The organism is Yersinia proxima, assembly GCF_902170785.1.
Taxonomy (GTDB): Bacteria; Pseudomonadota; Gammaproteobacteria; order Enterobacterales; family Enterobacteriaceae; genus Yersinia; species Yersinia proxima.
Genome location: NZ_CABHYG010000024.1, coordinates 105,215 through 132,046 on the forward strand (window position 1 = coordinate 105,215; position 26,832 = coordinate 132,046).

Here is a 26,832-nt window from a genome sequence, read left to right on the forward strand (position 1 = left end):
TTCCATACCCCAATTGACACTATTTTCAGCAAAAAAACATCATTTTTGGGGATATTTCTGAAATTTAATTACCAGAGGCAGGTTATCAGTCTTTCTAATGGGCAAAATTGATCACCTACCCCATAAGAGGTAACTATTGCTGACAGAAATGATCGACTAATTGACCAATCAGCTCACGCGTTGGCTCGATAAAGGCCATGTCGATAAATTCATCCGGCTGATGGGCTTGATTGATGGAGCCTGGCCCCAGCACCAATGTCGGGCAGATTTGCTGAATAAACGGGGCTTCGGTGCAGTAGTTCACCACCGCCGTGCGCTCACCCAGTAATTTCTCGATAACCCCGACCATATGATGATCTGTCGGACATTCATAGCCCGGAATTGGTGGATGCAGTTGGTCAATACTCAAGCGACCCGGCCAGCGCGCACTAACAGGAGCCAGTGCTTCGGTCATCAATTCATCCAGATCACTTAATGTCAGCCCCGGCAACGGGCGGATATCCATATGTAATTCACAGCAAGCACAGATACGGTTCGCAGCATCACCGCCATTAATATGACCGAAATTCATTGTCGGATAAGGGATGGCAAATGCCGGGTTGTTATAACGCTCTTGCAAAGTGGTACGCAGCTTCATTAGTTCGGTAATAGATTCATGCATCAAATCAATAGCATTCACGCCACGCGCCGGATCACTGGAATGGCCGGACTGACCGGTAATACGAATCGCATTGGAAATATGGCCTTTGTGCGCGCGCACCGGTTGCAGTGATGTTGGCTCACCGATAATGGCAAAGTCAGGGCGTAATTGGGTGGAAGCGGCAAAATAGCGTGCGCCCGCCATGGTAGTTTCTTCATCAGCGGTTGCGAGGATATACAGCGGCTTACTCAATGTGCTGGCATCGATATCACGCACCGCATCAAGAATAAAGGCAAAGAAGCCTTTCATGTCGGCAGTACCCAGACCATACAATTTATTGTCATGTTCGGTCAGCGTGAAAGGGTCGCGTGTCCAACGGCCTTCATCGTAAGGTACGGTATCGGTATGACCGGCCAATAGTAGCCCTCCATTGCCCTCACCGCTGTTTTTTTCACCAATAGAGGCAAGTAGGTTAAATTTGTGGCGTGTATCCGGTACTGGCTGGATTTCGACGCGAAAACCCAGATCAGCAAACCATCCGGCCAACAAGTTGATTAACGCCTCATTGCTTTGATCGAGGGCGCTATCGGTTGCGCTGATCGATGGCGTTGCGATTAGCGCCCGATACAGCTCAATAAATGGAGGTAATTTCATCTTCACTGTTGACAGCCTTTGGTTAGGGTAGTATCAATATTCATGCATTAATTATGAATAAAAATACATTAAGCCTGAACGTAAGGGAACCTAAAAACACCCTTAAATTTACGAAAATGTCAATGCTCAATCACGTGGGGGAACAGTAAAACCTTGCTGAGAACCCAAATGTCGGTTTTGACTACTTATGTCTTTATACCGAATAACATTTTTATACCCAAAGCACGAAGGGCAAGGTGAACTGAACCCATGTTGAATACGCTAATTGTTGGTGCCAGCGGCTATGCCGGAGCGGAGCTTACCGCTTACCTTAATCGTCACCCACATATGAACATAACCGGTTTAACGGTTTCAGCGCAAAGTGCAGATGCAGGAAAATTACTTTCTGATCTGCATCCGCAACTAAAAGGCATTATTGATCTTCCGCTACAACCCTTGGTGGATGTGGCTCAAGCGGCAAAAGGTGTGGATGTTGTCTTCCTCGCTACCGCTCATGAGGTCAGCCATGATTTAGCGCCACAATTTCTGGCAGCGGGTTGTGTGGTATTCGATCTCTCCGGTGCATTCCGCGTCCAGGATACGGCGTTTTATAGTCAATATTACGGTTTTGAGCATCAACATGCCGATTGGCTGGATAAAGCAGTTTATGGATTAGCTGAATGGCAGGCTGAACAAATTAAACAGGCTCAATTGATCGCAGTACCAGGTTGTTATCCAACCGCATCCCAACTAGCGCTTAAGCCGTTGGTTGATGGTGATTTGCTCAATGATGCGCAATGGCCAGTGATTAACGCCGTCAGCGGAGTCAGTGGCGCAGGGCGTAAAGCCAGTATTGGCAACAGTTTCTGTGAAGTGAGTTTGCAACCCTATGGTTTGTTTAATCATCGTCATCAGCCGGAAATTGTCGCCCACCTTGGTACGCCAGTGATTTTTACCCCACACTTGGGGAATTTCGCCCGCGGTATTTTGGCGACCATTACCTGCCGTCTGAATGCGGGTGTGACAGCACAAGATATCGCTGAGGCATACCATAATGCCTATCAGGATAAGCCATTAGTGCGGCTCTATAAGCAAGGCGTACCGGCGCTAAAAGCGGTGGTGGGTCTACCTTTCTGTGATATCGGTTTCTCTGTGCAGGGTGAACATTTAATTATTGTCGCGACAGAAGATAACCTGCTCAAAGGCGCGGCGGCCCAGGCGGTGCAATGCATGAATATACGTTTTGGCTTTGCGGAAACCCAATCTCTGTTGTGAGCAATAAAACGCTAAGCAGCAGAGGTTATAACCGAGCCGGAACTGACATTTTTTTCAATTATATCGAGGCGAAACATGATAAACCCGTTGGTCATTAAATTAGGTGGCGTGTTGCTCGACAGCGAAGAAGCGCTGGAACGCCTGTTTACTGCATTGGTGACCTATCGTGAGAAGCATGAGCGCCCGCTTGTGATTATGCACGGTGGTGGTTGTCTGGTTGATGATCTGATGAAAAAACTCGCGTTGCCGGTGGTGAAGAAAAACGGCCTGCGTGTGACACCAGCAGATCAAATTGACATTATTACTGGTGCATTGGCGGGTACTGCCAACAAAACATTGCTGGCCTGGGCGGTGAAACATGACATCAATGCTGTTGGCTTATGTTTGGGTGATGGTAACACCGTGTCGGTCACCCCGCTGGATGCAGCACTTGGTCATGTGGGCAAAGCCGAAGCTGGCTCACCGGCTTTAGTACAAACCTTACTGGCCGCAAATTACATGCCTATCATCAGCTCTATTGGTATTACTAAAGAGGGCAGCCTGATGAATGTAAATGCCGATCAGGCCGCGACGGCTTTGGCCGCGACATTGGGAGCCGATTTAATTTTGCTGTCCGATGTTAGCGGGATTTTAGATGGTAAAGGCCAGCGCATTGCTGAAATGACCGCACAGAAAGCCGAGCAACTGATCGCGCAGGGCATCATCACTGACGGCATGGTGGTTAAAGTGAATGCGGCGCTGGATGCGGCTCGTTCATTGGGCCGTCCGGTGGATATCGCCAGTTGGCGTCATGCAGATCAGTTACCGGCGCTGTTTAACGGAGTGCCAATTGGCACGCGTATTTTGGCCTAAATACCCTTCTTATTTGAAGTTGCAGCGGTGTTAGCGGCTCTTACTCACCCGAATCACTGACTTGAGTCAGCTCAACGGGATTCGTGCGTTTGCTGCCTTGCTGCCACTCCAACTACTTTGGGTATATTATGAGTTTTTATTCTGAAATTAGGGAAGAAAGATTATGGCATTGTGGGGCGGACGGTTCAGTCAGGCGGCAGATCAGCGTTTTAAGCAATTTAACGATTCCCTGCGGTTTGATTACCGACTGGCAGAGCAGGATATTATAGGTTCTGTTGCCTGGTCGAAAGCACTGGTCACGGTCGGCGTTTTAACGGCGGCAGAACAGCAACAACTTGAGCAGGCGCTCTCTGTTTTATTAGAGGAAGTTCAGGCCGATCCACAGGCTATTTTGAACAGTGATGCGGAAGATATTCACAGTTGGGTAGAAACCAAACTGATCGATAAAGTCGGTGATTTAGGCAAAAAACTGCATACCGGGCGCAGCCGTAACGACCAGGTGGCAACTGATCTGAAGTTGTGGTGCAAATTTCAGATAACCGAATTGGAAACCGCCGTGCAGCAATTGCAACAAGCGCTGGTTATCACTGCCGAAGCCAATCAGGATGCTGTGATGCCGGGTTATACCCATTTGCAGCGTGCTCAACCTGTGACCTTTGCACACTGGTGTCTGGCCTATGCTGAAATGCTGGCTCGTGATGAAAGCCGCCTGCAAGATACCTTGAAACGCCTGGATGTCAGCCCGTTAGGCAGTGGCGCTTTAGCTGGAACGGCCTACGCTATCGATCGCGAACAACTGGCGGGTTGGTTAGGTTTTGCTTCGGCGACTCGTAATAGTCTGGACAGCGTTTCTGACCGTGACCATGTGTTGGAATTACTGTCTGATGCCAGTATTGGTATGGTGCATTTGTCCCGTTTTGCTGAAGATCTGATTTTTTTCAACAGCGGCGAAGCTGCTTTCGTTGATTTATCGGATCGTGTTACGTCTGGCTCTTCCCTGATGCCGCAAAAGAAAAATCCAGATGCGCTGGAATTAATCCGTGGGAAATGTGGTCGGGTGCAGGGTGCATTGACTGGGATGATGATGACGCTCAAAGGCCTGCCTCTGGCTTATAACAAAGACATGCAAGAAGACAAAGAAGGGCTGTTTGATGCGCTCGATACCTGGCTTGACTGCTTGCATATGGCGGCGCTGGTATTGGATGGCATTCAGGTGAAACGCCCGCGTTGCAAAGAAGCGGCTGAGCAAGGTTATGCCAATGCGACTGAGTTAGCTGATTATCTGGTTGCCAAAGGAGTGCCATTCCGTGAGGCACACCATATTGTTGGTGAAGCGGTGGTTGAGGCTATTCGTCAGGGGAAAGCATTAGAGGCTTTATCACTAAGTGACTTGCAAAAATTCAGTGCAGTGATTGGCGATGATGTTTATCCGATTCTGGCATTGCAATCTTGTTTAGATAAGCGAGTTGCTAAAGGCGGCGTGTCACCCCAACAAGTCGCATCGGCCATTGCTGAGGCTAAAGCGCGTTTATTTTAATTCGCAGAGTATTGGTTAATGTTGCAGCGGGCCACAATTAATGTGGCCCGTTTTGCGTTATAAATGCTTAAATATATTTTATTCGTTACTGGTTTTATTTATAAATCTTTAATCCACGTAACAGCTATCGCTATTTATCCATTATTTATTTCTTCTACTAAATCAATATCATCAGTAACCTGCCATTTTATTCTTAATAGACAGTTGAGTTTATAACCACAAATGATTATGATAATCATTATCAAATAATGGCGATATAGTAAAACCTCTACTAGCATTAAAAAAATAAATGAATATTACTTAGGTGAAATAATAGTAGATCTTACTGAAAAATATTATTGAATCCTCTAATAAAGTAACTACTTTATTTTTAAATTTAATGCCCCATTTATTTGATGACGTAACTTATTTAGCCCATGCAATAAAATATCATTTTAGTCACCGGATATTTTTTATTATTTGGCGGTAATCCTATGGCTAAATTTCATAGTGAATACCATTTAAACAATGGCTAATAATTAATTGACGTATTGCTTTTATACTAATAAGGATGAAATCTTATAAATGGATAATATAGTAAGAGATAAAAGAATAACAATAAATACGATAAATAGAGTTACATTCGGTATATTCTTGGCGTTAGCCACTCAGGGCTATTCAGAGAGAATCAATGCTGAAACCACCGTAATACCCGCCAATGAACATGACATAGTATTAGATGAGCTAAAAGTTGAGGGAACCAGTAACGCTCATGAGGGGGACTGGGTTTACGATGAGCTCCGTTCTGTTAGTGAAATTTCTCGCGAACAGCTCGATAGTCGACCAGCTCGCCATGCGGCGGATATATTGGAACAAACCTCCGGTGTCTATTCCAGCGTTAGTCAACAAGACCCTGCACTTTCAGTGAATATTCGTGGCATTCAGGATTATGGCCGCATCAATATGAATATTGATGGCATGCGGCAAAACTTTATGAAAAGTGGTCACGGTCAGCGCCATGGTGTGATGTATATCGATCCGGAAATATTGGATAATGTGGTGATTGAAAAGGGGGTTACCAGCGGTATTGGCGGCGCGGGGGTAATAGGAGGTATTGCAACGTTCAATACAATTAATGCCAGTAACTTTCTTGAACTGGGGAAAGAAATTGGCGGCCAAATCCGCGTTCTTACCGGTGATAATGGCACAAATTTTATTGGCAGCGCCGTGCAGGCATTGGGGAATAAATATGGCGATATATTAATTGCTATCAGCGAGCGCAATTTAAGCGATTATTGGCCGGGTAATAAAGGAACTTTGGGAGATATTCGATTTGGCACCGCCACAGAGAAGTTTAATTATGATATTAAGAATAATAAAGTGCCGTTCACCAATTATAGAATGCAGTCGCATCTGGCCAAGTTGGGCTGGAATCTACCCGCCGATCAACGATTGACATTTAGTTATCTACAAACACAAATACATAGTCCTAATACTGGTTTTATGACTAACGTAAAAGAAGGCCCAGGAAAAGGAAGGCATGGCTGGATAAGCAGCAGTGTGAGTGATGTGCTGAATCGCAATATTGGGCTGGATTATAGCCTCAATCCCGGGCATATCGCCTGGCTGGGTATGACGGCAAAAATCTATTACGTTGATACCGATGATAAAACAGATACTCATAATGCCAATATTGTTTTCCGTGATAAATTTTGGACTCAAACCCGCTTAAGTACCCGTGGTTTACAACTGCAAAATACTAGTTTTTTTAGCCTTGCCGACTACCATCAATTCCGTCTCAACTATGGTCTTGAGTGGTTTAGTGACCGCTCCACCGGCAACTCAACGCATGCATCAATGCTTGGCATCACCCCGCCCGGCAAGCGCACCATTACCAGCACCTTTGCCCAGCTTAACTACAACTATCATGATTGGCTGCGGCTGGAAGGCGGGCTGCGTTATGATCAATTTCGCTTACAGGGCAATACCTGGATGTACAGCAAAAATTTCCTCGGAGACTATACCCGTGAAAATCCCTGCCACAAAAAGAGACATGAGCAACATCTTGAAATGAGAAAACGATGCTCATTTAACTGGCCGTTGAAAATGACCTGGGATATAGATCGCCGTGAACAACAACTGTCACCCACAGCAGCTCTCGGCATCAAACCCGGCGTGCAGTGGCTGGAGTTTTTTGGTAATTACGGCAAATCCTGGCGGCCACCGGCAATTACTGAGGTGCTGGCCACGGGGAGCGCACATGGTCATGGTTGGATCTTACCCAATCCTGTGTTGGCAGCAGAGCATTCCAAAGCCTGGGAAGCTGGCATGAATATTCAACACAGCCATCTGTTTATTGCAGAAGATCGCTTAGTCGCCAAGCTGGCCTACTTTGATACTCGCGTTACTGATTATATCAATCTTGAGCTATCCAAGACTAAACCACTGCATGGCGGCGGGAGCTTTACCAATGCGACTTATATTAATAATTTACTTGTTACTCGTTTTCGAGGCCTGGAATATCAATTAAGTTATGATATGGGGTTGTTTTATACCAGTTTAAATTATACCAGAATGATTGGTGTAAATACTTTTTGTTCAAAAAGGGCCTGGCTAGGCGGTGTAAAGAATATAGCAAGTAATGGAAACTACTCTATTGATAGAGATGATATAAATAATAGAGTTGATTGCCTTGAAGCAAAGAACTTATTTGGTTCCTCTGCCTATTTACCGGGTGATCGCGGTAGCTTAACTTTAGGTGGAAGACTTTTTGATAAAAAGCTGGATCTCGGCACCGTTATTCGTTATAACAAAGGACACCAAGATAAATCAGTTATCAATAACAAAGGCCATGCTAATACCGCTTATGTTGCTGATTGGCCCAAGTATACCATATTTGATGTTTATGCCAGTTATAAGGTAACTAATAATTTAACTTTGCGTAGTTCAATCGAAAATATAACTAACCGCGCTTATCTTATTAGTTATGGTGATTCACTTTCTTTCGCGCCAAATCGTGGAAGAACTATTCAGGGTGGTTTTGAATATAAATTTTAGTTATTAAAATAAAGAGACTAAATATTTAATTTAAAATATTCAGATGGAATAATAATTTCATCTGTAGTCACGTGACTCAATGATGAGTCATATTATTGTTGTTAACGATAAGGAAATTTATTATGACAGTAACTATCAAATATCAAAGTCAATTCAGTAATGATACTCTAACTTCTTATACTAAACAGTGGGCCACGGCTCATGGTGATATAAAAGATACCCAAGCCGAGGGTTATTCCAAGGACTTTGGGCAATTTGCCGGTGGTACTATGTTTGATGGTACTCAATATTCAGTTGGCAGCTCGCACAGTGGTGTTAGTACTGCGATGATTGTTGAAGGAAATCTGGAGTACACCTTTATGCCTCAGCATACGTTCTACGGTAAAATAGACAGTCTGGAGTTGGGTGAGAACTTGAGCGATAATGCCAATGGCATTGGTAAACGGCTTGACAAACTGCAATTGAAGATGTCCGATTTAGATATTACCGGTGGATTTGACCCTAGTAAGAATATGGCAGAGAACCATCAAGGGGATATGCATAAATCCATATATGGACTTATGCGAGGTAATGCCGATCCACTGTTGGAAGTACTCACCGCTAAAGGCATTGATGTTAATACCCCACTGAAAGATATGGCTATCGCCAGCCAATTCGAAGTTATGGTATCAGATATGCCAATGATTGATACCGTTGGTGTAGTTGAAAGCAGTGATATGTTATTAGCTGCTTAAGTAAGACTTCCGGAAAAGGATTTTCTGGTCGGATCTAGCTGTTGTGCAATAAGTGTTAGTGTAGTTGTAATAATAAGTGTAATAAGTGTAATAAGTGTAATAAGTGTAATAAGTGTAATAAGTGTAATAAGTGTAAGTGCGCCACCACCGTACTTTGCTATATTGGGTGCGGCGGTGGTTCATATTTTATAAAAGGATTTAAATATGACAATTACTATTAAATATCAGGAAGAATTTAAATACGAAACTATTTCCTCTTATACTTATTGGTGGGCCAATGACTTTGGTGACGTAGTTTCGGAATCGAGTGAAAAAAAACATCACATATACTCGGCTGGGCCAACTCTTCCCACTGTTGGTGTGAAATATGCAATTGAAAGCACTTCCCCTCAAAGTAAAGCTGCAATAGTGATGGAATCTAAGGGAATGCATGCGGCGACGGTACTTAAAGCTAATGGAATCAAGGAATCAATGCAACCCATCTTAATTCCTGGTGAGTGTGAGGGTTTGCAGTTTGGCAATTATTTAATCCCTATTCCAGATGCTGATTTAAATTCTCCTCAATATCATCAACTTCAACTCCAACAAGTACAATTGGAATTCAGTGGGCTAGCTATTTCAGATGACATTGATATTTCGATGGTTGAGGTTATTTTTGCGATGTTTGTCAACAATGAATATCCAAGCAATATGGAACTTGGTGTATACGGTCTGCTGAGAGGAAATAATGCTCATATATTGGAAATTCTTCAATCCCAAGGAGTTGACGTCAATACACCGCTCAAAGATTTAGCAATTGCCAGTCAGTTTGATGTTGTTACTAATATTCCAGTGATTGATACAGTGGGTGCAACAGATGAAAGCAGTATATTATTAGCTGCTTAAGTTGTTCCTTGGTGTAATTATGAATCATAGATTAATCATTAACAAAAGGGTGTTGTTATGACTGTAACTATAAAATATAGTAAATTAATTAAAGATGAAACAATCTTAACCTATACTCAACAGTGGGCCACTGCTTATGGAGACTTGACTCATGCATTTAATATTGAGGAACTATATGGTTTCTCTAGAGGCACAGACATCAGTAATAATAAAATCGCCATTGCTGGATTTCAAAGCCCTTATGAGAATGAAGCAATAATTATTGGAGGGACTTTAATGGGTGAAGATGGACGAATGTCTAGTGAGAATTATATCCAATATCTTGAATTTGGTGATTTATTAATTCCTCATACTGATAATACTGCAATGCAGCTTGAGCAAGTACAGTTGAAGATAGATGGTTTAAATATTAAAAATGACTTTTATAATTCAGTATGTTCATTGTCTCGTACCATGAGTGCCGTACCAGAAAGGCCTTACGAAGGTGGCGAGGATCAAGGTACGTACAATTTATTGAGAGGTAATCCCATCCCAATGTTGAAAATTCTTCAATCCCAAGGAGTTGACGTCAATACACCGCTCAAAGATTTAGCAATTGCCAGCCAGTTTGATGTTATTACCAATATTCCAGTGATTGATACAGTGGGTACAACAGATGAAAGCGGATTATTATTAGTTGCTTAATTTTACTGATTCTAATATTAACCTTAAATTAAAAGGATATTAATATGACAATAACGATTAAGTATCATGAAAATATAGCCAATGAAACTATCTCTTCATACAGCCAACAGTGGGCTACTAATTTTGGCAACATGCTATGGACGACTGGGGTTGATTATACTTTCAATGCTTCTGCTTATCCCATACCTCCTGCTGATAGCATAAAATATGTAGCAGCAAGTACTCACCATAATCAGGTAGAGAGTAATGCCGCGATAGTGATAGCACTTAAAAAAGTTGCAGATGATCCATCTATTGACGTCAACGTCAGCCTGGAGTTTGGTGAAGCCTTAGTTCCTATTATCAATGACGGTATGAAAAAACAACCACATCAGCTTCTTTTACAGCAAGTGCAATTAGATATAAGTGGGTTAGATATTCGGGTTGATGTTGAAAGCTCAATGCCCACCTTGGATTACGCCTTATGGCAAGATATTTACTATCAGGGAGGTAAGGACTTGGGAGTCTATAATTTGTTGAAAGGTAACACGGATCCACTGTTGGATATTCTTAAAGCTCAAGGTATTGACGTCAATACACCACTCAAAGACTTAACAATTGCCAGCCAGTTTGATGTTATTACCGGTACACCAGTGATTGATGCGGTGGGTACAGCTAATAACACGGAAATATTATTAGCTGCTTAAATTCTTCTCTGACCTGGCGCTGAACTACATCTTAGTCATAAGTTAAAAGGATATTATTATGACGGTAACTATCAGATTTAATGAAAGTATAAAAGATGAAACCATTCACTCATATACCCAAAAATGGATAGATGACTTTAATCTTCCCACCGAAGATGGGCGTAACTTTTCTGGTTTTCATGGTCTTAAAAATACTATGATTAGGCAGTTCGAACAATTTTCGGTCATTAATACATCGGGAGATAAAGCCACAATAATTTTGAGTGGGGAGATAAGATTTAATTTATTTAACAAGACTCTCTACGGCAAAGTGGAAAGTTTAGAGTTAGGTAAGAAAGGGATTATTCAAAATGGAGAAAATAACATTATAATTGAAAAGCATTTAGTGGAGCCTCAACTGATATTTAATAATTTAAATATCATTGGTGAGTATGATTATTCGGAGAATGCAACCGAAAACCAGAAGAATGATCTGCATCAGATAGGGTTTAATTTAAAGAAAGGAAATGCAGATATATTCTTGGAGATATTAAAAACGCAAGGTATTGATGTCAATACACCACTTAAAGATATGGCGATTTCCAGCCAATTAAACATGCCAGTCATTGACACAATAGGCGCGACTGTTGGCAATGATATATTGTTGGTTGCTTAAATATACTGGAGGATTGTTTCGGATGGATAAATGATGCCATCACAATACATTTCTATATTTACTACTTTGGTGGTTATTATGGAAATTAACTTACCCATGAATTTATATATTCTGACAAATAAACTATTTATATAAAAATTGGTTGCCCGTGATTTTACGATAAAATATTATCAGAATGGAAATGGATGCCATGAAGTCACAAAAAATTGCCGACCTTTCTTCAGATTCGCTGACAATTCTTTCTGTTCTGGCCGGCCACAAGAAGAGCTTGTGGGGGATCGGACTTTTTACAGCAGTGATTAATCTTTTAATGTTGGCTCCTGCTATTTATATGTTGCAAGTTTATGACCGTGTTCTGGCATCAGCTAATACCATGACTTTGTTGATGCTCACTATTCTTGTTCTGGGAATATTTGTCTTTATTGGCTTACTTGAGTGGATTCGCAGCGCGATAGTCATTCGGCTCGGAACGCGTATTGATATGCAACTTAATCAACGGGTTTTTAATGCCGCCTTTGCGTCCCAGCTTATGGGGCATACCACTCCAGCCGCCCAAGCGCTGAATGACCTCACCTCTTTACGGCAGTTTGCGACCGGTAATGCCCTGTTTGCCTTTTTTGATGCCCCCTGGTTCCCACTTTATTTACTGGTTATTTTTGTGCTCCATCCCTGGCTAGGTGTATTAGCGGCATCTGGGGCTTGTGTACTGATTTTTTTGGCCTGGCTTAACCAGTGGGTGTGTAAAAAGCCATTGAAAGAAGCATCCACCGTCACCTCACAAGCAACACAACAGGCGAATGCAAACTTGCGTAATGCAGATGCAATTGAAGCGATGGGGATGCTAGATGCATTACGCGAACGTTGGTTAGCACAGCATTCACGTTTCCTTTATCAGCAAAATGTAGCCAGTGATAAAAGCAGTCAGGTCACTGCGGCATCCAAATCCAGTCGTCAGGCTTTGCAATCAATGATGTTAGGGCTGGGGGCATTACTGGTCATTGATGGTGCAATTACGGCTGGTGTCATGATTGCCGGCTCCATCTTAATCGGACGAGTATTGGGGCCTATTGATCAATTGATTGCCGTCTGGAAACAATGGAGCCATGCACGATTATCTTATTTGCGCCTCGTCCATTTATTGGCTGAGCATCCACCTGTACCAACAGGTATGGCGCTCTCCCCCCCCACAGGAAAGCTCAATGTGACGCAACTGACGGTGTGTAAGCCGGGTACACATATTCCCATTTTATATTCCATTGATTTTGAATTGCAGGCTGGTGATGTTTTGGGTGTTTTAGGAGCATCGGGCAGTGGCAAATCGACTTTAGCAAAACTATTGGTGGCATGTAAACCGGCCTTTAGCGGCTCGGTGCGGCTGGATAGCGCAAATATTTCTCAATGGGATAAAACTCACCTGGGTCAATTTATTGGCTACTTGCCGCAAGACATTCAGCTATTTCGCGGTTCGATTGCGGAAAACATTGCACGCTTTGGCACCATAGATACCGCAAAAGTAGTTGCGGCAGCTCAAATGGCGGGGGTACACGATTTAATCCTACATTTACCGCAGGGCTATGACACTCAGCTTGGCGACGGGGGGGAGGAACTATCCGGCGGTCAGCGTCAGCGTATTGCTTTGGCGCGGGCAATGTATGGTGTGCCACGACTTATTGTGTTGGATGAACCCAATGCCAGTCTGGATAAGGATGGCGAAAAAGCCTTATTGGCAAGCATAGCCCAACTCAAACAGCAGGGTTGTACCATTGTGATGATCACCCATAAGCCAGAATTATTATCAGGTAGCGATTTCTTGTTGTTACTCAATAAGGGGCGGATGGAGTTGTTCGATCGTACTTCGATGGTTCTACAGCAGATAAAGGGCACAGATAAACCGGTGGTCAATGCCGAAATCAAAACACCGGGCAACCAAAAATCTTGGGGTGGCGGTATGTCATATGCTGTCGTTCCTGCTCGCGCAGCATCACAAAAATCATAATGTTAACTATATATCCACATGTTAACTATATATCCACGGATGGAGTCATCACTAATGTTACCTAAATCTGACCATTCTTCGGCTAATAATTTAAGTCAACATCCACCACTACAAACCAATAGCGGGAGATATCTTGGCTTGGGTGCATTATTGGTTTGTGGCGGCTTTATCGGTTCTTTGTTGTGGGCGGGGCTGGCTCCTTTGGATAAAGGTATTGCGGTAATGGGGCATATTGTTGTGGCAGAGAACCGTAAGTTGGTTCAACCGCTGCAAGGAGGGCGTATCCAGCAATTACATGTTTCTGAAGGCGATGACGTCACGCAAGGACAATTACTTATCACTCTGGATGATACTGCGCTACTTAGTCATCGCGATAATTTACAAAATCAGTATTTGGGTGCGCTTGCTCAGGAGTCTCGTCTCACGGCCGAGCAACATGAATTACCGACAATCACCTTCTCTCCTGCATTGCTTCAACATCCAGCACAAGCTGTAGTTGAGCGTAATACAGTGTTGCAGCAGCAACTATTTCTCCATCGTCGCCAGGCACAGTTGAGCGAAATTGCGCGATTATCAGCACAAATTACCCGTCACGAAAGTCGGTTGGATGGATTACAAGTGGCACGTAGCCATAACCAGCGCCAATTTGACCTATTCCAGCGGCAATTGCAGGGGGTTCAGTTATTGGCAAAAAATGGTCATGTTGCTCAAAGCCAACTGTTAGAGATGGAGCGTCAGGCGATTTCATTGAGTGCAAATATAGAAAAGAATACCAGTGAGATTTTGGAGCTTCACAAGCAAATTAGCGAAACAGAGCAGCATATCTTACAACGCCGTGAGCAGTATAAAAGTGAGAATCGCGAACAACTGGCCAAAGCACAGCAAAACACCCAAGAGTTAGAGCAGCGTTTGAGTGTCGCGGAATACGAATTAGATAACACGCGAATTTATGCACCGGTCAGTGGCACGGTTATCGCGCTCGCGCTACATACTGTGGGGGAGATGGTCAGCACCGGGCAAACATTGATGGAATTGGTTCCCAGTGGGCAACCACTCCTGGCCGAGGCTCAGCTTCCGGTTTCCTTAATTGACAAGGTGATAGTCGGGCTACCGGTGGATCTGAATTTCTCGGCTTTTAATCAAAGCAACACTCCGCGCTTACAAGGTTCGGTATTACACGTAGGTGCGGATCGAATACAGCATCAGCACACTTTAGAGCCTTATTATCCTTTAACTGTCGCCATTGATACCACGCAAACCGAGCTGGAAATTCGGCCCGGTATGTCGGTTGATATTTTTATCCGTACTGGGGAGCGCTCATTACTTAATTATCTGTTTAAACCCTTAACAGATCGTCTGTACGTCGCTTTTGCTGAAGAGTGATTTTGGAGGTAACTAACTGATAATAATTGATATAGTGATTTAATTGATGAATATACAGCAAACTAATCGCAGTATTATGCTTTGGTGGGGCAGTGCGTTCTTAACAAGTAGTATCCATGTTTATTTAATATGGATGATGAGTAACCCATTCTTGCCTCCGACAGATATCGATGTCACGCCTGTGGCGATTATGCTCGCGTTGTCGGCAGAACCGGAGTTTACTCCGAATTTGCAGCAAGACCCGGTGGTGGGTATCAGTCAGGACTTCAACGAGCCAACAGCAGAGCCGTTGGAAGATCAGTCAGAGGAGGTGAGTCATATACTGACTGCGCCTGAGCATACTGATGCTTCATTGGTTGTTGAAAAAAAAGTGGAAGTTCCCCCCAAAAAACGGCCACAACAAAAAATCAGCGCGCCGCGCCGCCCTGTCAGTAAACCGGTAACTGAAAACGCTGATAATCCTTCTACACCTGCCGTCGTCATCAGTACGCCCTTGTCTGGCGAAAGTCATCAAGTTGCAGCAGCGGCGAATAGCCATTCTTTGCAAAGTCAAAAGAGCAAAATGAATTGGAAAAGCCGCTTACAAGGGCATCTGGCAGGATTTAAACGTTATCCCCCGATAGCCAGAAAACAGCACCAGCAAGGGACAGCAATTATTCGTTTTGTGGTCAATAAAGAGGGATATGTACTATCGACGATGCTGATTAAGAGCAGTGGGGCCGCTGCTTTAGATCAAGAAGCATTGGCAGTGATTAAACGCGCTCAACCCTTACCATTGCCACCTGCCGAGCTGTTATCAAATGGGCAAGTCTCATTGGCTATGCCTGTTGATTTTGATCTTAAGAATAAAAAACGATGAATAGCGCAATATTCTCGGGGCAGTACGGATAACTAAAGGATAAAAAACCGGGCGTAAAGCCCGGCTGAATTATTGTTAAAAGATTAGCCGCAATATTATTCACCAGGGCAGCGCAGGCAGCGTTCGGCCTCGTCAGTACCTAGTTTCAATTTAGACTGCAAATCACGCAATGCTGTACGCAAACCTTCCTCAATCACGGGGTGGTAGAATGGCATATCCAGCATCTGGTTTATGGTCATTTGCTGTTGATGTGCCCAGGCCAGCAGATGGGCAATATGTTCAGCACTTGGCCCCATCATCTCGGCACCCAGGAAACGACCTGTTCCCTGTTCGCCATAAACTCGCAAGATACCTTTGTTTTTCAGCATGACCCGTGAGCGGCCTTGATTCTCAAAAGAGACTTCACCAATTTCAAAGCAACCGCATGCACTGAATTTTTGCGACAATTCACGAAACGTAGAACCAACCATCGCGATTTGTGGGTCAGAGAACACCACGGAGATTGGGCTGCGGCGCAAACCTGGCACCACTTCAGGGAACCCACCGGCGTTTACTCCCGCGATACGAGCCTGATCACTGGCTTCATGCAGTAAAGGTAATTGGTTGCTGGCATCACCAGCAATAAAGATATGCGGCACGCTAGTCTGCATTGTCAGCCGGTCAGCTGGCGGAACACCACGATCGTCAAGCACCAGTGAGGTATTTTCCAAACCCAGTTTATCGACATTCGGGCGGCGGCCTGTGGCAGCTAAAACATAATCCACCATGATTTCTTGTGGTGAACCGGCTTCATCCAGATAGCGGATAAAGACTTTATCCCCTTCGCGCTGCATCACTTCAACTTTCACATCTGGGTTGAGATAGAACTCTTCACCCAAGGTTTTTGCTGCGTAATTACGCACAATACTGTCTGTTAGCGGGCCGACACCACCACCCACGCCGAACATTTTGACTTGGACACCAAGTCGATGCAGTGCCTGGCCAAGTTCCAGCCCGATAACCCCTGGCCCGAAAACGGCGACCGATTCGGGTAAATCGTCCCAGTTGAATACGTCGTCGTTGACGATAAGCCGATCACCCAACTCATTCCAGGCGGCAGGCCAGCTTGGGCGAGAGCCAGTAGCAATGACAATGCGCTGTGCAACAATACGAGTGTGATCATCAACTTGTAGTGTGTTGTCATCAATAAAACGGGCATAACCCTGAATTTTGTCATTAGCCGGAATGTTATCGACACCTTCCAGCACAAAACCCACAAAGCGGTCGCGCTCGCGTTTTACGCGATCCATAACTTCGCGGCCATTAATCAGAATGTTGCCTTGCGGGTGGATACCAAAACCAGGGGCTTTTTCAATCTGATGTACAGCTTCAGCTGCCGCAATCAGCAGTTTGGATGGCATGCAACCGACGCGGGCACAGGTAGTGCCGTACTCGCCACCTTCAATCATTACTACATTGGGGGTCGCCAGTTTGGCGGCGCGATAAGCGCCAAGCCCGGCAGTGCCGCCGCCAATCACGGCGACATCAACGTTTAAGGTTTTCATGTCTGCTCCATAACAGGAAAAAAGGGTAGGCCGAAGCCTACCAAGCATACCCTTCGTATTTGAAGTCGCAGGGTTGTTAGCTACGTTTCCGCACCCGAATTACTTACTGGTCTTGACCTTAAAAAATAAGTAAGCTCATCGGGATGAGTTCACTTGCTGCCTAGCTGCAACTCCAATGACTTTGGGTATTCACTATATCTTCATTCTATTAATATTATTAAGCAGATAAGTAATTTTCTAAATCATCACTACCACCAATGTGGCGGCCACCGATAAACACTTGTGGCACTGTCCCACGGCCAGTAACAGCGCGTAGACTGACGGTGGTGGCATCTTTACCCAGCACGATTTCTTCATACTGAATACCGCGATCTTGCAGCATCTGTTTGGCTTTGGCGCAGAATGGGCAGCCCGGTTTGGTAAAGACAGAAACTGATTCCTGCACTTTAAAATCAGGAGCCAAATATTTCAGCATGGTGTCAGCGTCAGACACTTCAAACGGGTCGCCTGGTTTGTTCGGCTCGACAAACATTTTCTCAACCACGCCGTTACGTACCAGCATGGAATAACGCCATGAACGTGGCCCGAAGCCCAGATCCGCTTTCTCAACCAGCATATTCATACCTTTGGTGAATTCGCCGTTGCCATCAGGAATGAAAGTGATATTTTCTGCATTCTGATCGGCTTTCCAGGCATTCATCACGAAAGTATCATTGACCGATACACACAGAATGCTATCAACACCGTGCTGTTTAAACACACCGGCCAGTTCGTTATAACGCGGCAGATGGCTGGAAGAACAAGTCGGGGTAAAGGCACCCGGTAGTGAAAATACGATGACAGTTTTATTGTTAAACAACTCATCGGTAGTTACATCAACCCACTGGTCGCCCTGACGGGTATGGAAAGTGACTTGTGGGATTTTTTTACCTTCTTGGCTAGTAAACATCTGTAACTCCTTAATTAGAAAATAAAATATCTAAATTTTTCTGGGTATCTCTTCGTTGGGACACATTATTCATTTTATCACTTGATAGTTCTAATCACTGATTGCTATCTTATCTATCGTTAATGGCTATCATAAAGCGGAGCACCGATGAATATTCGTGATTTAGAATACCTAGTGGCGCTGGCTGAGTTCAGGCATTTCCGGCGCGCAGCCGACTCTTGTCATGTCAGTCAACCCACATTAAGTGGCCAGATTCGTAAACTGGAAGATGAACTGGGCGTGATGTTGTTAGAGCGCACCAGTCGTAAGGTGCTGTTCACACAGGCAGGTTTATTGCTGGTGGAACAAGCCAGAACAGTATTGCGAGAAGTGAAAGTGCTTAAAGAGATGGCCAGTTTGCAGGGTGAGAGTATGTCTGGTCCACTGCATATTGGTCTTATTCCTACTGTTGGGCCTTATTTGTTGCCACAAATCATACCGATGTTGCATCAAACCTTCCCAAAATTGGAAATGTATCTACACGAAGCGCAAACCCAAAACCTTCTGGCACAGTTGGATAGCGGTAAACTCGATTGCGCTATTCTGGCTCTGGTTAAAGAAACTGAAGCCTTTATTGAAGTTCCACTCTTCGATGAGCCGATGCAATTGGCGATTTATGCTGATCATCCATGGGCTGATCGTGACAAAGTGCAGATGCATGAGCTGGCGGGCGAGAAATTGCTGATGCTGGAAGATGGTCACTGTTTGCGTGATCAGGCGATGGGTTTTTGCTTCCAGGCGGGCGCTGATGAAGACACTCATTTCCGTGCTACCAGCTTGGAAACACTGCGCAACATGGTTGCAGCGGGTAGCGGAATTACGCTATTGCCATCACTGGCAGTACCGAATGAAAGAAAGCGTGATGGTGTTTGTTATCTGGAATGCTACAAGCCAGTACCCAAGCGCACCATTGCGTTAGTGTATCGCCCCGGCTCCCCATTGCGTGGCCGCTATGAGCAACTTGCCGAGGCAATACGTGAACACATGCAACCGCGCATGAATCCAGATGTTATAAACCAAAAGTTAGAACAAGCGGTTTAATCCATTGAGTGCTGCCACTCGGTAGGCTTCCGCCATAGTTGGATAGTTGAAGGTAGTATTAACGAAGTATTCGATAGTATTGCCTTCTCCTTTTTGTTCCATGATGGCCTGTCCGATGTGGATAATTTCAGCCGCACGTTCACCAAAGCAATGAATACCGAGGATCTGCTTAGTCTCCCGATGGAACAGGATTTTTAAACTGCCAGTATCCATGCCAACAATTTGCGCCCGTGCGAGATGTTTAAATTGCGCACGACCCACCTCGTAGGGGACTTTCATCGCCGTCAGATCTTGCTCTGTTTTACCCACTGAACTGATTTCCGGAATAGTATAAATTCCGGTTGGAATATCTTCGATCAGGTGAGTATTCGCTTCGCCTTTGATCATTGCCTGTGCTGCAATTCGCCCTTGGTCATAAGCCGCAGAGGCAAGACTTGGGTAGCCAATCACATCCCCAACTGCATACACATGGGGAAGTGCTGTCTGATACATGCTGTTGACCTTCAACAAGCCACGGCTATCCGCTTCCAGTCCAATTTTCTCTAAGCCTAAGCCACTGGTATTACCGGTGCGCCCATTGGCATACAGCAAGCAATCCGCTTTGACCTTTTTACCTGACTTCAGATGGACAATCACTCCATCAACTGTCCCTTCAATTTGCTCAAACTCTTCGTTGTGGCGGATAACCACGCCGTTATTCCAGAAATGGTATGAGAGGGCATCTGACATTTCCTGATCGAGGAAAGCCAGCAGGCGGTCGCGGGTATTGATTAAATCAACTTTGACACTCAAGCCACGGAAAATTGAAGCGTATTCACAGCCAATAACTCCGGCACCATAGATAATGACGTGTTGGGGCTCATGGCTGAGCTGTAAAATAGTATCGCTGTCGTAAATGCGTTCGTGGGTAAAATCAACATTTGCCGGGCGATAGGGGCGTGAGCCAGTCGCAATCACGATATTCTCGGCTCGCAATGTATCGCTAGTACCATCTGCATAACGCACGTTGATGGTATTGGCATCAATAAAACTAGCATCGCCGGAGAACATTTGGCAGTGATTACGATCATAAAAGCCTTGTCGCATACGGGTTTGCTGGTTAATAACACGGTCCGCATGGTTTAAAATATCAGAAAAAGAAGAACTGATAGTTCGGGCATTGTCGCTGTAGAGTGGGTTTTGATTGAACTCGATAATACGGCTAACGGCGTGGCGCAAGGCTTTGGAAGGGATAGTGCCCCAATGGGTGCAACCACCGCCCACATTACTGTACCGTTCAATCACGGCAACGCGGGCACCTTGCTTGACCAACCCCATAGCGGCGCCTTCACCGCCAGGACCCGAGCCAATAACAATGGCATCAAAATGGAAGTGCTGTTGCATGTAGGAGAGACCTATTATTATACAAAATTACAACGCTACATTAACATCATCCCAAGTATATACCCAATAGATTTCAAGATGCAGATAAGGTGGCAAGCGAATGCAGCCAACACACTTGTAACTTGAAAGATGACAGGTATAACCCAATAAACAATGGGTAAATCGCCATATATGTGCTGTAAAGCGGCAATTGCACATGGGAATGATGCGTTTGTATAACGGTTGTTACTATAAAGTTTGGTATATTGCTGACTATATGTCTTAGATTGAGAAATTGGATATCCCTTGGGTACGATTATGGGCGTCAGAGCACAACAAAAAGAGCGGACTCGTCGTTCCCTTATCGAAGCGGCGTTCAGCCAACTGAGTGCTGAGCGGAGTTTTGCCAGCCTGAGTTTGCGGGAAGTCTCCCGTGAAGCAGGTATCGCACCGACTTCTTTTTATCGGCATTTCCGTGACGTAGACGAACTTGGGCTGACAATGGTCGATGAAAGCGGCCTGATGTTGCGCCAACTTATGCGGCAAGCTCGTCAGCGGATTGCCAAGGGCGGCAGTGTTATCCGTACCTCAGTATCGACATTTATGGAATTTATCGGCAATAACCCTAATGCATTCCGCTTATTATTGCGGGAGCGTTCCGGGACATCAGCCGCATTCCGTGCGGCGGTTGCGCGTGAAATTCAACATTTTATTGCCGAGCTGGCCGATTATCTTGAGTTAGAAAACCACATGCCACGCAGCTTCACGGAAGCACAAGCTGAGGCCATGGTCACAATTGTCTTCAGTGCAGGTGCAGAAGTGCTGGACGTAGATGCAGAACAGCGGCGACAGTTAGAAGAACGCCTGGTTTTACAACTGAGGATGATCTCCAAGGGCGCTTATTATTGGTATCGGCGCGAGCAGGAAAAGCTCGCAGTATCCCGCGCTTAATAAGGTAAGGAAAACAATGGAACAATCTTGCTCTGAAAAACAATCTTATTCTGAAAAACAGCCTCGCCGTGAAACCGGCACTCTACTGCTGGCTTTGATTACGGGTTTGGCAATAAACGGTTCATTTAATGCGTTATTCAGCGCATTTGTGCCATTTTCAATTTTTCCGCTGCTGGCACTAATCCTGGCGGTTTATTGCTTGCACCAGCGCTACCTCAATTTTGCCATGCCGCAAGGCCTGCCAGTACTGGCTGGTGCGTGTTTCTTACTTGGTATTTTATTGTATAGCGCGATTGTGCGGGTTGAGCATCCGGCGATTGGTTCTAACTTTGTTCCTTCGATTCTGAGTGTGGTGCTGGTGTTTTGGATCTTATTCAAACTGAAAGCACGCAAATCGGCGCAAACAGACATTAATATCGGTACGGATACAGATAACCAGCAGCCACAATAGCTTTTCTATTTACCCATCAAACTAATAGAAAGGGCAACATCACGTTGCCCTTTTTTTGTCTCGATTCCTGCTGTTCGTCAGTCACGTTTTTCCAGTAAAACCCCGCACTCCATATGGTGGGTGTAAGGGAACTGGTCAAATAGTGCTAATCGGCTGATTTTATGTGTGTGTTGCAACTGTTCAAGGTTGGCACACAGGGTTTCTGGATTACAGGAGATATAAAGGATGCGTGGGTAGGCCTGTACCAGTTTGACGGTTTCGTCATCCAACCCACTGCGCGGTGGATCGACAAAAATGGTCTCACAGTTGTAACTACTCAAATCAATACCCTTCAGGCGGTTAAACTCACGCACACCTTGCATGGCCTGGGTAAACTCCTCCGCTGACATCCGGATAATTTGCACATTATCGATATGATTGGCCGCGATGTTGTATTGCGCCGCCGCGACTGACGGTTTGGCAATTTCAGTTGCCAATACCCGATCAAAATTACGCGCCAACGCCAGTGAGAAATTACCGTTGCCGCAGTACAGCTCTAATAAATCGCCGCTGGCATGTTGGGTGACATCAATCGCCCATTCCAACATATGAATATTCACCGCCGCATTAGGTTGGGTGAAACTATTCTCAACCTGACGATAGATCATGTCGCGCCCGGCGACGGGCAACACTTCGTCGATATAGTCGTGATCCAGCATGATTTTGGTTTTTGACGCTCGGCCAATCAGTTGCAGGTCAAAACCTTGCTCGCGCAATTGGTCACGCAGTTCCTGCGCTTTTTGCTGCCACTCTTCATCTAATGGGCGGTGATACAGCAAAGAGGCGATCAGCTTGCCACTTAGGGTAGATAAGTAATCAATCTGGAATAGCTTGCGCCGCAAAATCGGCTCGGCTCTGATGGCCGTCATCAGTGCGCTCATCAAACGATTAATTAACAGACTGGCTACTGGGAATTGCTCAACCCGAATGCGCTGCTTGGTCTGTTGGTCAAACATGATGTGGTACAGGTCATCTTCATCATGCCAAACACGGAACTCGGCTCTCATGCGGTAATGTTCTGCTGGAGAACGGAATATTTCCGCAGCGGGTGCCTGAAACGGCGACATCATCGCCTGAAGACGGGCAGATTTTTCCGCCAATTGGTGCTCGTAGCCGTCAGTCGGCAGGATGTCAGGAGTCATGTTTCTTCTCGTCTGGACATAATAAAAGAGGGGTATTGCTGCGGATTGTAGGGAAAGTGGCTCTGATGTCCAGTTTTGTTGTATTTATTCCTTGTAACAACAATGGAAGTCTAGACATCTATTTTACTTGATTGTAGCATTGCGGTCCGGCCTCAAGCTGTTACTTAAACACCTAAGAGTTAAAAGGGAATCCGGTGTAAATCCGGAGCTGACGCGCAGCGGTAAGGGGAAGTCACGGCGATAGGTTTCAACCAGACACTGTCCGTAAGGATGGGAAGTCATCGCCCGCTCTGTTTTATTCATAGTCAGATAACAGAGATCCCAAGCCCGAAAACCTGCCGGTATACGTCGCAATATTCGTGGTCGTCGCGTACTACCGGCCATGGCTCTGCGGCATCCGCTATTTGAGTTTGGATGCTTTCTTAATGACCACTAAAAATACAATCACAATAAAAAAATATACGCTGCTCACGGCTCTCTCTGTGACAGCATTCTCTGGATGGGCGCAGGGCAACACCGCAACCGGTAATAAAGATGAAATGGTGGTTACCGCCAGCCGTTTCAAACAACCTGTTTCGACTGTATTGGCTCCTGCCGATGTGGTCACGCGCGATGATATCGACCGCTGGCAGGCGAAAAGTCTTAATGAAGTGATGCGCCGCTTGCCGGGGGTAGATATTGCACAATTCGGCGGGGTAGGTCAGGGCTCTTCTATGTATATCCGTGGCACCGAAGCCCGCCATGTCCTGATATTGGTTGATGGCATTCCCCTGGCACGTACCGGTATTGTTAACAGCGTTAACCTCGATCAAATCCCTATTTCCTTAGTGCAGCGGGTTGAATATATCCGTGGGCCGCGTTCTGCTGTTTATGGTTCTGGTGCAATTGGTGGCGTCATTAACGTGATTACGCAGACAGACCAGGAAGGCGCGCAGATTAATGCCGGGATCGGCTCTAAAGGCTATCAGCAATATGATGGCAGTATTCGCCAGCGCTTTGGCGATACCTTGGCCACGTTAGCGGGCGGATATCAAACCAGCAACGGATATAACGTCAAACCTGACTCACCGAACCCAATCGATAACGACCGCGATGGTTTCCGCAATAAAAACTTCTGGGCAGGGCTGGAGCATCAATTCAGCCAAGAGATATCTGGTTTTGTCAGAGGTTATGGTTATACCAACAATTCTGATTACGATATTGGCAGTTTGTCGTCTCCGGCTTATAGCGGCGATGAAGAGCGGCTCTATAACCATACTTATGATGCGGGGCTACGTTATGCTTCGGGTGCCTACTCTTCACAATTAATCGGCAGCTATCAGAAATATAAAGACTACAACTTTAGTAGCCAATATGGCCGCTATGGTGTCGCTACCACGCTGGATAATATGGATCAGCGGAATGTGCAATGGGGCAACACTTATAGCTTTGAAAGTGGAACATTGAGCGCGGGCCTTGACTGGCAGCAACAGCGTTTGACCTCATCTAGCCAGACCATCTCTGATACTTATAAGCGGGATAACACCGGTTTATACCTTAGCGGACAGCAGAAAATCGGCAATGTGACATTCGAAGCCTCTGGCCGTGGCGATAAGGATGAGCAATTTGGCTGGCATGAAACATGGCAAACCGCGGCGGGCTGGGAGTTCGTTCCTGACTATCGTGTGACCGTCTCTTATGGCACTGGCTTCCTGGCTCCGTCTCTGGGTCAGCAATATGGTTCGCAGCGCTTTGACATCATATCCAACAGTGACCTTAAGCCGGAAGAGTCTCGCCAATGGGAAGCGGGTTTGGAAGGAGTGACCGGGCCACTTGACTGGCGTTTGTCCGCTTATCACAACAAAATTGAAAACCTGATTGATTACTCTTTTGATAATTCAATATTCAAAGGGTATTACTACAATGTCAATTCCGCGACTATAAAAGGTGTGGAATGGACGGGTAATCTCACTACCGGCATATTTACACACGGAGTCACACTGCAATACATTGACCCGCGTAATGATCTGAATAATGAGGTATTAGCTCGTCGTTCTAAGCAACAGGCGAAGTATCAGTTAGATTGGACGATGTTTAACCTTGATATGGATGTCTCTTATCAGTATTACGGTAAACGTTATGACAATAACACCTCAGCTTATAGCTCGACTCAGCGTGAATTGTCGAGTTACAGCACAGTAGACGTTTCAGCGGGCTATCCGGTTACTTCTCATCTAACAGTTCGTGGTAGAATTGCCAACCTGTTTGATAAAGAATACGAAACGGCTTATGGCTATAAAACCGCTGGACGAGAGTATTACCTCACCGGAAGCTATAACTTCTAGGGTTGATACTGCTCCTCGCCCGACAGCGCTGATTTTTGACTCAGGTGTTGGCGGGCTGTCTGTCTATCAGGAGATTCGGCAATTATTGCCGGATCTCCACTATATATATGCTTTCGACAACGTCGCGTTCCCTTATGGGGAGAAGTCAGGCGAATTTATTGTTGAGCGCGTATTGGAAATTGTCACCGCAGTACAACAGCGGCACCCACTGGCTATCGTGGTTATCGCCTGTAACACGGCCAGTACGGTCTCCCTTCCTGCTTTACGCGAACGTTTTACCTTCCCGGTTGTGGGTGTGGTTCCGGCCATCAAACCTGCGGTACGGCTCACACGTAATGGTGTTGTCGGTCTGCTGGCTACTCGTGGCACAGTTCATGCTTCTTATACCCAGGATTTGATTGAGCGCTTTGCGACAGACTGCAAAATTGAGTTACTGGGATCATCTGAGCTGGTGGAGCTGGCGGAAACCAAGTTGCATGGCGGTATTGTTCCGAAGGAAGCATTAAAGAAAATCCTTCATCCGTGGCTCGCCATGCGTGAACCGCCAGATACCATCGTTTTAGGTTGTACCCATTTCCCTCTATTAACTGAAGAGTTAGCACAAGTGTTGCCAGAAGGCACCCGAATGGTCGATTCCGGCGCTGCAATTGCTCGCCGTACCGCCTGGCTTATCTCTTCTCAAGAAAATGTGATTTCTTCCGATGAAGAAAACATCGCGTATTGCATGGCACTGAATGCGGATACTGATGCTTTATTACCCGTTTTGCAGGGTTATGGCTTTCCATCGCTGGAAAAACTGCCAATTTAACGGCGTTTTGACTAAAGAATCAGCGGTTGAAAAGTTTTTTGAAATTAGGGGTTGCAGGCTGTCAGGAACTCCCTATAATGCGCCTCCACTGACCGGGAACAACGAAACACACTTCGCCGGGTCAGGAAGAGAAATGATTGAGTTTGACTTCGAAAGAAACCAAATAAACTCTTGACTCTTCAGCGGGAAAGCGTATTATCTGCCTCCCGCGTTACCGTAAGATTCGCCGCAAGGCAAACGGGTAACGAACGCTCTTTAACAATTTATCAGACAATCTGTGTGGGCATTCGCAAGACGATATCGAAGCCTGTTTCGACAGGCAGAAGA

22 protein-coding genes and 1 riboswitch are annotated in these 26,832 nt (G+C 45.4%); of the genes, 17 read left to right on the forward strand and 5 right to left on the reverse strand.

Features of this window, described 5'->3' with window-relative positions; translation table 11 throughout:
- Nucleotides 1-133: 133 nt before the first annotated feature.
- A complete protein-coding gene (argE, locus tag FTB31_RS21365) occupies nucleotides 134-1,294 on the reverse strand; it encodes an acetylornithine deacetylase (RefSeq protein ID WP_050076962.1) in 1,161 nt (386 codons plus the stop codon).
- Nucleotides 1,295-1,543: 249 nt separating this feature from the next.
- Between argE and argC the strand changes: the two genes are divergently transcribed.
- The 12 genes from argC to FTB31_RS21425 all read left to right on the forward strand — a co-directional run bounded on the left by argC (nucleotide 1,544) and on the right by FTB31_RS21425 (nucleotide 15,855).
- Entirely contained in the window at nucleotides 1,544-2,548 is a 1,005-nt protein-coding gene (gene argC, locus FTB31_RS21370; protein ID WP_077175585.1) for an N-acetyl-gamma-glutamyl-phosphate reductase, read from the forward strand.
- A 75-nt stretch (nucleotides 2,549-2,623) separates the two neighbouring features.
- A complete protein-coding gene (argB, locus tag FTB31_RS21375) occupies nucleotides 2,624-3,400 on the forward strand; it encodes an acetylglutamate kinase (RefSeq protein WP_019084401.1) in 777 nt (258 codons plus the stop codon).
- Nucleotides 3,401-3,563: 163 nt separating this feature from the next.
- Entirely contained in the window at nucleotides 3,564-4,937 is a 1,374-nt protein-coding gene (gene argH / locus FTB31_RS21380; RefSeq protein WP_077295680.1) for an argininosuccinate lyase, read from the forward strand.
- A 564-nt stretch (nucleotides 4,938-5,501) separates the two neighbouring features.
- The gene (locus tag FTB31_RS21385; RefSeq protein WP_227731763.1) at nucleotides 5,502-7,973 is read left to right on the forward strand and encodes a TonB-dependent hemoglobin/transferrin/lactoferrin family receptor; all 2,472 of its coding nucleotides are present in this window, start codon (nucleotides 5,502-5,504) and stop codon (nucleotides 7,971-7,973) included.
- 122 nt (nucleotides 7,974-8,095) lie between these two features.
- On the forward strand, nucleotides 8,096-8,707 hold the full coding sequence (locus tag FTB31_RS21390; RefSeq protein ID WP_227731764.1) for a heme acquisition protein HasA: 612 nt from the start codon (nucleotides 8,096-8,098) through the stop codon (nucleotides 8,705-8,707).
- A 204-nt stretch (nucleotides 8,708-8,911) separates the two neighbouring features.
- Entirely contained in the window at nucleotides 8,912-9,592 is a 681-nt protein-coding gene (locus tag FTB31_RS21395) for a heme acquisition protein HasA (RefSeq protein ID WP_227731765.1), read from the forward strand.
- Nucleotides 9,593-9,649: 57 nt separating this feature from the next.
- Nucleotides 9,650-10,276: a heme acquisition protein HasA gene (locus tag FTB31_RS21400; RefSeq protein ID WP_227731766.1), complete on the forward strand. Its 627-nt coding sequence runs from the start codon at nucleotides 9,650-9,652 to the stop codon at nucleotides 10,274-10,276.
- Between the two features lie 44 nt (nucleotides 10,277-10,320).
- Entirely contained in the window at nucleotides 10,321-10,962 is a 642-nt protein-coding gene (locus FTB31_RS21405) for a heme acquisition protein HasA (protein WP_227731767.1), read from the forward strand.
- Nucleotides 10,963-11,020: 58 nt separating this feature from the next.
- Nucleotides 11,021-11,617, forward strand: coding sequence for a heme acquisition protein HasA (locus FTB31_RS21410; protein ID WP_227731768.1), 597 nt, complete (start codon nucleotides 11,021-11,023; stop codon nucleotides 11,615-11,617).
- Between the two features lie 175 nt (nucleotides 11,618-11,792).
- Nucleotides 11,793-13,613 carry a type I secretion system permease/ATPase gene (locus FTB31_RS21415; protein ID WP_175628131.1) on the forward strand — a complete coding sequence of 607 codons (1,821 nt, stop codon included), beginning with the start codon at nucleotides 11,793-11,795 and terminating at the stop codon, nucleotides 13,611-13,613.
- Nucleotides 13,614-13,667: 54 nt separating this feature from the next.
- Nucleotides 13,668-14,996 (forward strand): HlyD family type I secretion periplasmic adaptor subunit, encoded by a 1,329-nt coding sequence (locus FTB31_RS21420; protein ID WP_175631763.1) that lies wholly within the window; start codon nucleotides 13,668-13,670, stop codon nucleotides 14,994-14,996.
- Between the two features lie 43 nt (nucleotides 14,997-15,039).
- A complete protein-coding gene (locus tag FTB31_RS21425) occupies nucleotides 15,040-15,855 on the forward strand; it encodes an energy transducer TonB (protein WP_227731769.1) in 816 nt (271 codons plus the stop codon).
- 95 nt (nucleotides 15,856-15,950) lie between these two features.
- On the opposite strand, the gene FTB31_RS21430 is transcribed toward FTB31_RS21425, so the two are convergent.
- Entirely contained in the window at nucleotides 15,951-17,399 is a 1,449-nt protein-coding gene (locus tag FTB31_RS21430) for a dihydrolipoyl dehydrogenase (RefSeq protein WP_077175592.1), read from the reverse strand.
- Nucleotides 17,400-17,616: 217 nt separating this feature from the next.
- Nucleotides 17,617-18,348 carry a glutathione peroxidase gene (locus FTB31_RS21435; protein ID WP_050076974.1) on the reverse strand — a complete coding sequence of 244 codons (732 nt, stop codon included), beginning with the start codon at nucleotides 18,346-18,348 and terminating at the stop codon, nucleotides 17,617-17,619.
- A 147-nt stretch (nucleotides 18,349-18,495) separates the two neighbouring features.
- On the opposite strand from FTB31_RS21435, the gene oxyR reads away from it, so the two are divergent.
- Entirely contained in the window at nucleotides 18,496-19,428 is a 933-nt protein-coding gene (gene oxyR / locus FTB31_RS21440; RefSeq protein ID WP_050076975.1) for a DNA-binding transcriptional regulator OxyR, read from the forward strand.
- On the opposite strand, the gene sthA is transcribed toward oxyR, so the two are convergent.
- Complete coding sequence (gene sthA / locus FTB31_RS21445) at nucleotides 19,411-20,811, reverse strand: Si-specific NAD(P)(+) transhydrogenase (RefSeq protein ID WP_050076976.1); 1,401 nt, start codon at nucleotides 20,809-20,811, stop codon at nucleotides 19,411-19,413. The genes oxyR and sthA overlap by 18 nt on opposite strands.
- Nucleotides 20,812-21,108: 297 nt before the next feature.
- On the opposite strand from sthA, the gene fabR reads away from it, so the two are divergent.
- Together fabR and FTB31_RS21455 are read left to right on the forward strand one after the other, a co-directional pair.
- Nucleotides 21,109-21,741, forward strand: coding sequence for an HTH-type transcriptional repressor FabR (gene fabR / locus FTB31_RS21450; RefSeq protein ID WP_005163800.1), 633 nt, complete (start codon nucleotides 21,109-21,111; stop codon nucleotides 21,739-21,741).
- Between the two features lie 16 nt (nucleotides 21,742-21,757).
- Nucleotides 21,758-22,192, forward strand: coding sequence for a YijD family membrane protein (locus tag FTB31_RS21455; protein ID WP_077175593.1), 435 nt, complete (start codon nucleotides 21,758-21,760; stop codon nucleotides 22,190-22,192).
- Nucleotides 22,193-22,269: 77 nt separating this feature from the next.
- Here FTB31_RS21455 and trmA read toward each other — a convergent pair whose 3' ends face one another.
- Nucleotides 22,270-23,373, reverse strand: coding sequence for a tRNA (uridine(54)-C5)-methyltransferase TrmA (trmA, locus tag FTB31_RS21460; protein WP_019080260.1), 1,104 nt, complete (start codon nucleotides 23,371-23,373; stop codon nucleotides 22,270-22,272).
- Nucleotides 23,374-23,503: 130 nt separating this feature from the next.
- Nucleotides 23,504-23,730: riboswitch (cobalamin riboswitch) on the forward strand.
- 68 nt (nucleotides 23,731-23,798) lie between these two features.
- Here trmA and btuB point away from each other — a divergent pair.
- Nucleotides 23,799-25,697 carry a TonB-dependent vitamin B12 receptor BtuB gene (btuB, locus tag FTB31_RS21465; RefSeq protein WP_077175594.1) on the forward strand — a complete coding sequence of 633 codons (1,899 nt, stop codon included), beginning with the start codon at nucleotides 23,799-23,801 and terminating at the stop codon, nucleotides 25,695-25,697.
- The gene (gene murI / locus FTB31_RS21470; protein WP_227731770.1) at nucleotides 25,642-26,505 is read left to right on the forward strand and encodes a glutamate racemase; all 864 of its coding nucleotides are present in this window, start codon (nucleotides 25,642-25,644) and stop codon (nucleotides 26,503-26,505) included. The genes btuB and murI overlap by 56 nt, the downstream gene beginning before the upstream one ends.
- The last annotated feature ends 327 nt before the right edge of the window (nucleotides 26,506-26,832 follow it).

Bases quoted from the DNA above. Each gene is read 5' to 3' on its own strand.
- FTB31_RS21410 (WP_227731768.1), top strand. From the start codon at position 11,021: ATGACGGTAACTATCAGATTTAATGAAAGTATAAAAGATGAAACCATT.
- argH (WP_077295680.1), top strand. From the start codon at position 3,564: ATGGCATTGTGGGGCGGACGGTTCAGTCAGGCGGCAGATCAGCGTTTT.
- FTB31_RS21400 (WP_227731766.1), top strand. From the start codon at position 9,650: ATGACTGTAACTATAAAATATAGTAAATTAATTAAAGATGAAACAATC.
- FTB31_RS21385 (WP_227731763.1), top strand. From the start codon at position 5,502: ATGGATAATATAGTAAGAGATAAAAGAATAACAATAAATACGATAAAT.
- FTB31_RS21430 (WP_077175592.1), bottom strand. From the start codon at position 17,399: ATGAAAACCTTAAACGTTGATGTCGCCGTGATTGGCGGCGGCACTGCC.
- FTB31_RS21435 (WP_050076974.1), bottom strand. From the start codon at position 18,348: ATGTTTACTAGCCAAGAAGGTAAAAAAATCCCACAAGTCACTTTCCAT.
- argB (WP_019084401.1), top strand. From the start codon at position 2,624: ATGATAAACCCGTTGGTCATTAAATTAGGTGGCGTGTTGCTCGACAGC.
- FTB31_RS21390 (WP_227731764.1), top strand. From the start codon at position 8,096: ATGACAGTAACTATCAAATATCAAAGTCAATTCAGTAATGATACTCTA.
- trmA (WP_019080260.1), bottom strand. From the start codon at position 23,373: ATGACTCCTGACATCCTGCCGACTGACGGCTACGAGCACCAATTGGCG.
- FTB31_RS21415 (WP_175628131.1), top strand. From the start codon at position 11,793: ATGGAAATGGATGCCATGAAGTCACAAAAAATTGCCGACCTTTCTTCA.
- argE (WP_050076962.1), bottom strand. From the start codon at position 1,294: ATGAAATTACCTCCATTTATTGAGCTGTATCGGGCGCTAATCGCAACG.
- btuB (WP_077175594.1), top strand. From the start codon at position 23,799: ATGACCACTAAAAATACAATCACAATAAAAAAATATACGCTGCTCACG.
- FTB31_RS21455 (WP_077175593.1), top strand. From the start codon at position 21,758: ATGGAACAATCTTGCTCTGAAAAACAATCTTATTCTGAAAAACAGCCT.
- argC (WP_077175585.1), top strand. From the start codon at position 1,544: ATGTTGAATACGCTAATTGTTGGTGCCAGCGGCTATGCCGGAGCGGAG.
- FTB31_RS21395 (WP_227731765.1), top strand. From the start codon at position 8,912: ATGACAATTACTATTAAATATCAGGAAGAATTTAAATACGAAACTATT.
- FTB31_RS21405 (WP_227731767.1), top strand. From the start codon at position 10,321: ATGACAATAACGATTAAGTATCATGAAAATATAGCCAATGAAACTATC.
- murI (WP_227731770.1), top strand. From the start codon at position 25,642: ATGGCTATAAAACCGCTGGACGAGAGTATTACCTCACCGGAAGCTATA.
- fabR (WP_005163800.1), top strand. From the start codon at position 21,109: ATGGGCGTCAGAGCACAACAAAAAGAGCGGACTCGTCGTTCCCTTATC.
- oxyR (WP_050076975.1), top strand. From the start codon at position 18,496: ATGAATATTCGTGATTTAGAATACCTAGTGGCGCTGGCTGAGTTCAGG.
- FTB31_RS21420 (WP_175631763.1), top strand. From the start codon at position 13,668: ATGTTACCTAAATCTGACCATTCTTCGGCTAATAATTTAAGTCAACAT.
- sthA (WP_050076976.1), bottom strand. From the start codon at position 20,811: ATGCAACAGCACTTCCATTTTGATGCCATTGTTATTGGCTCGGGTCCT.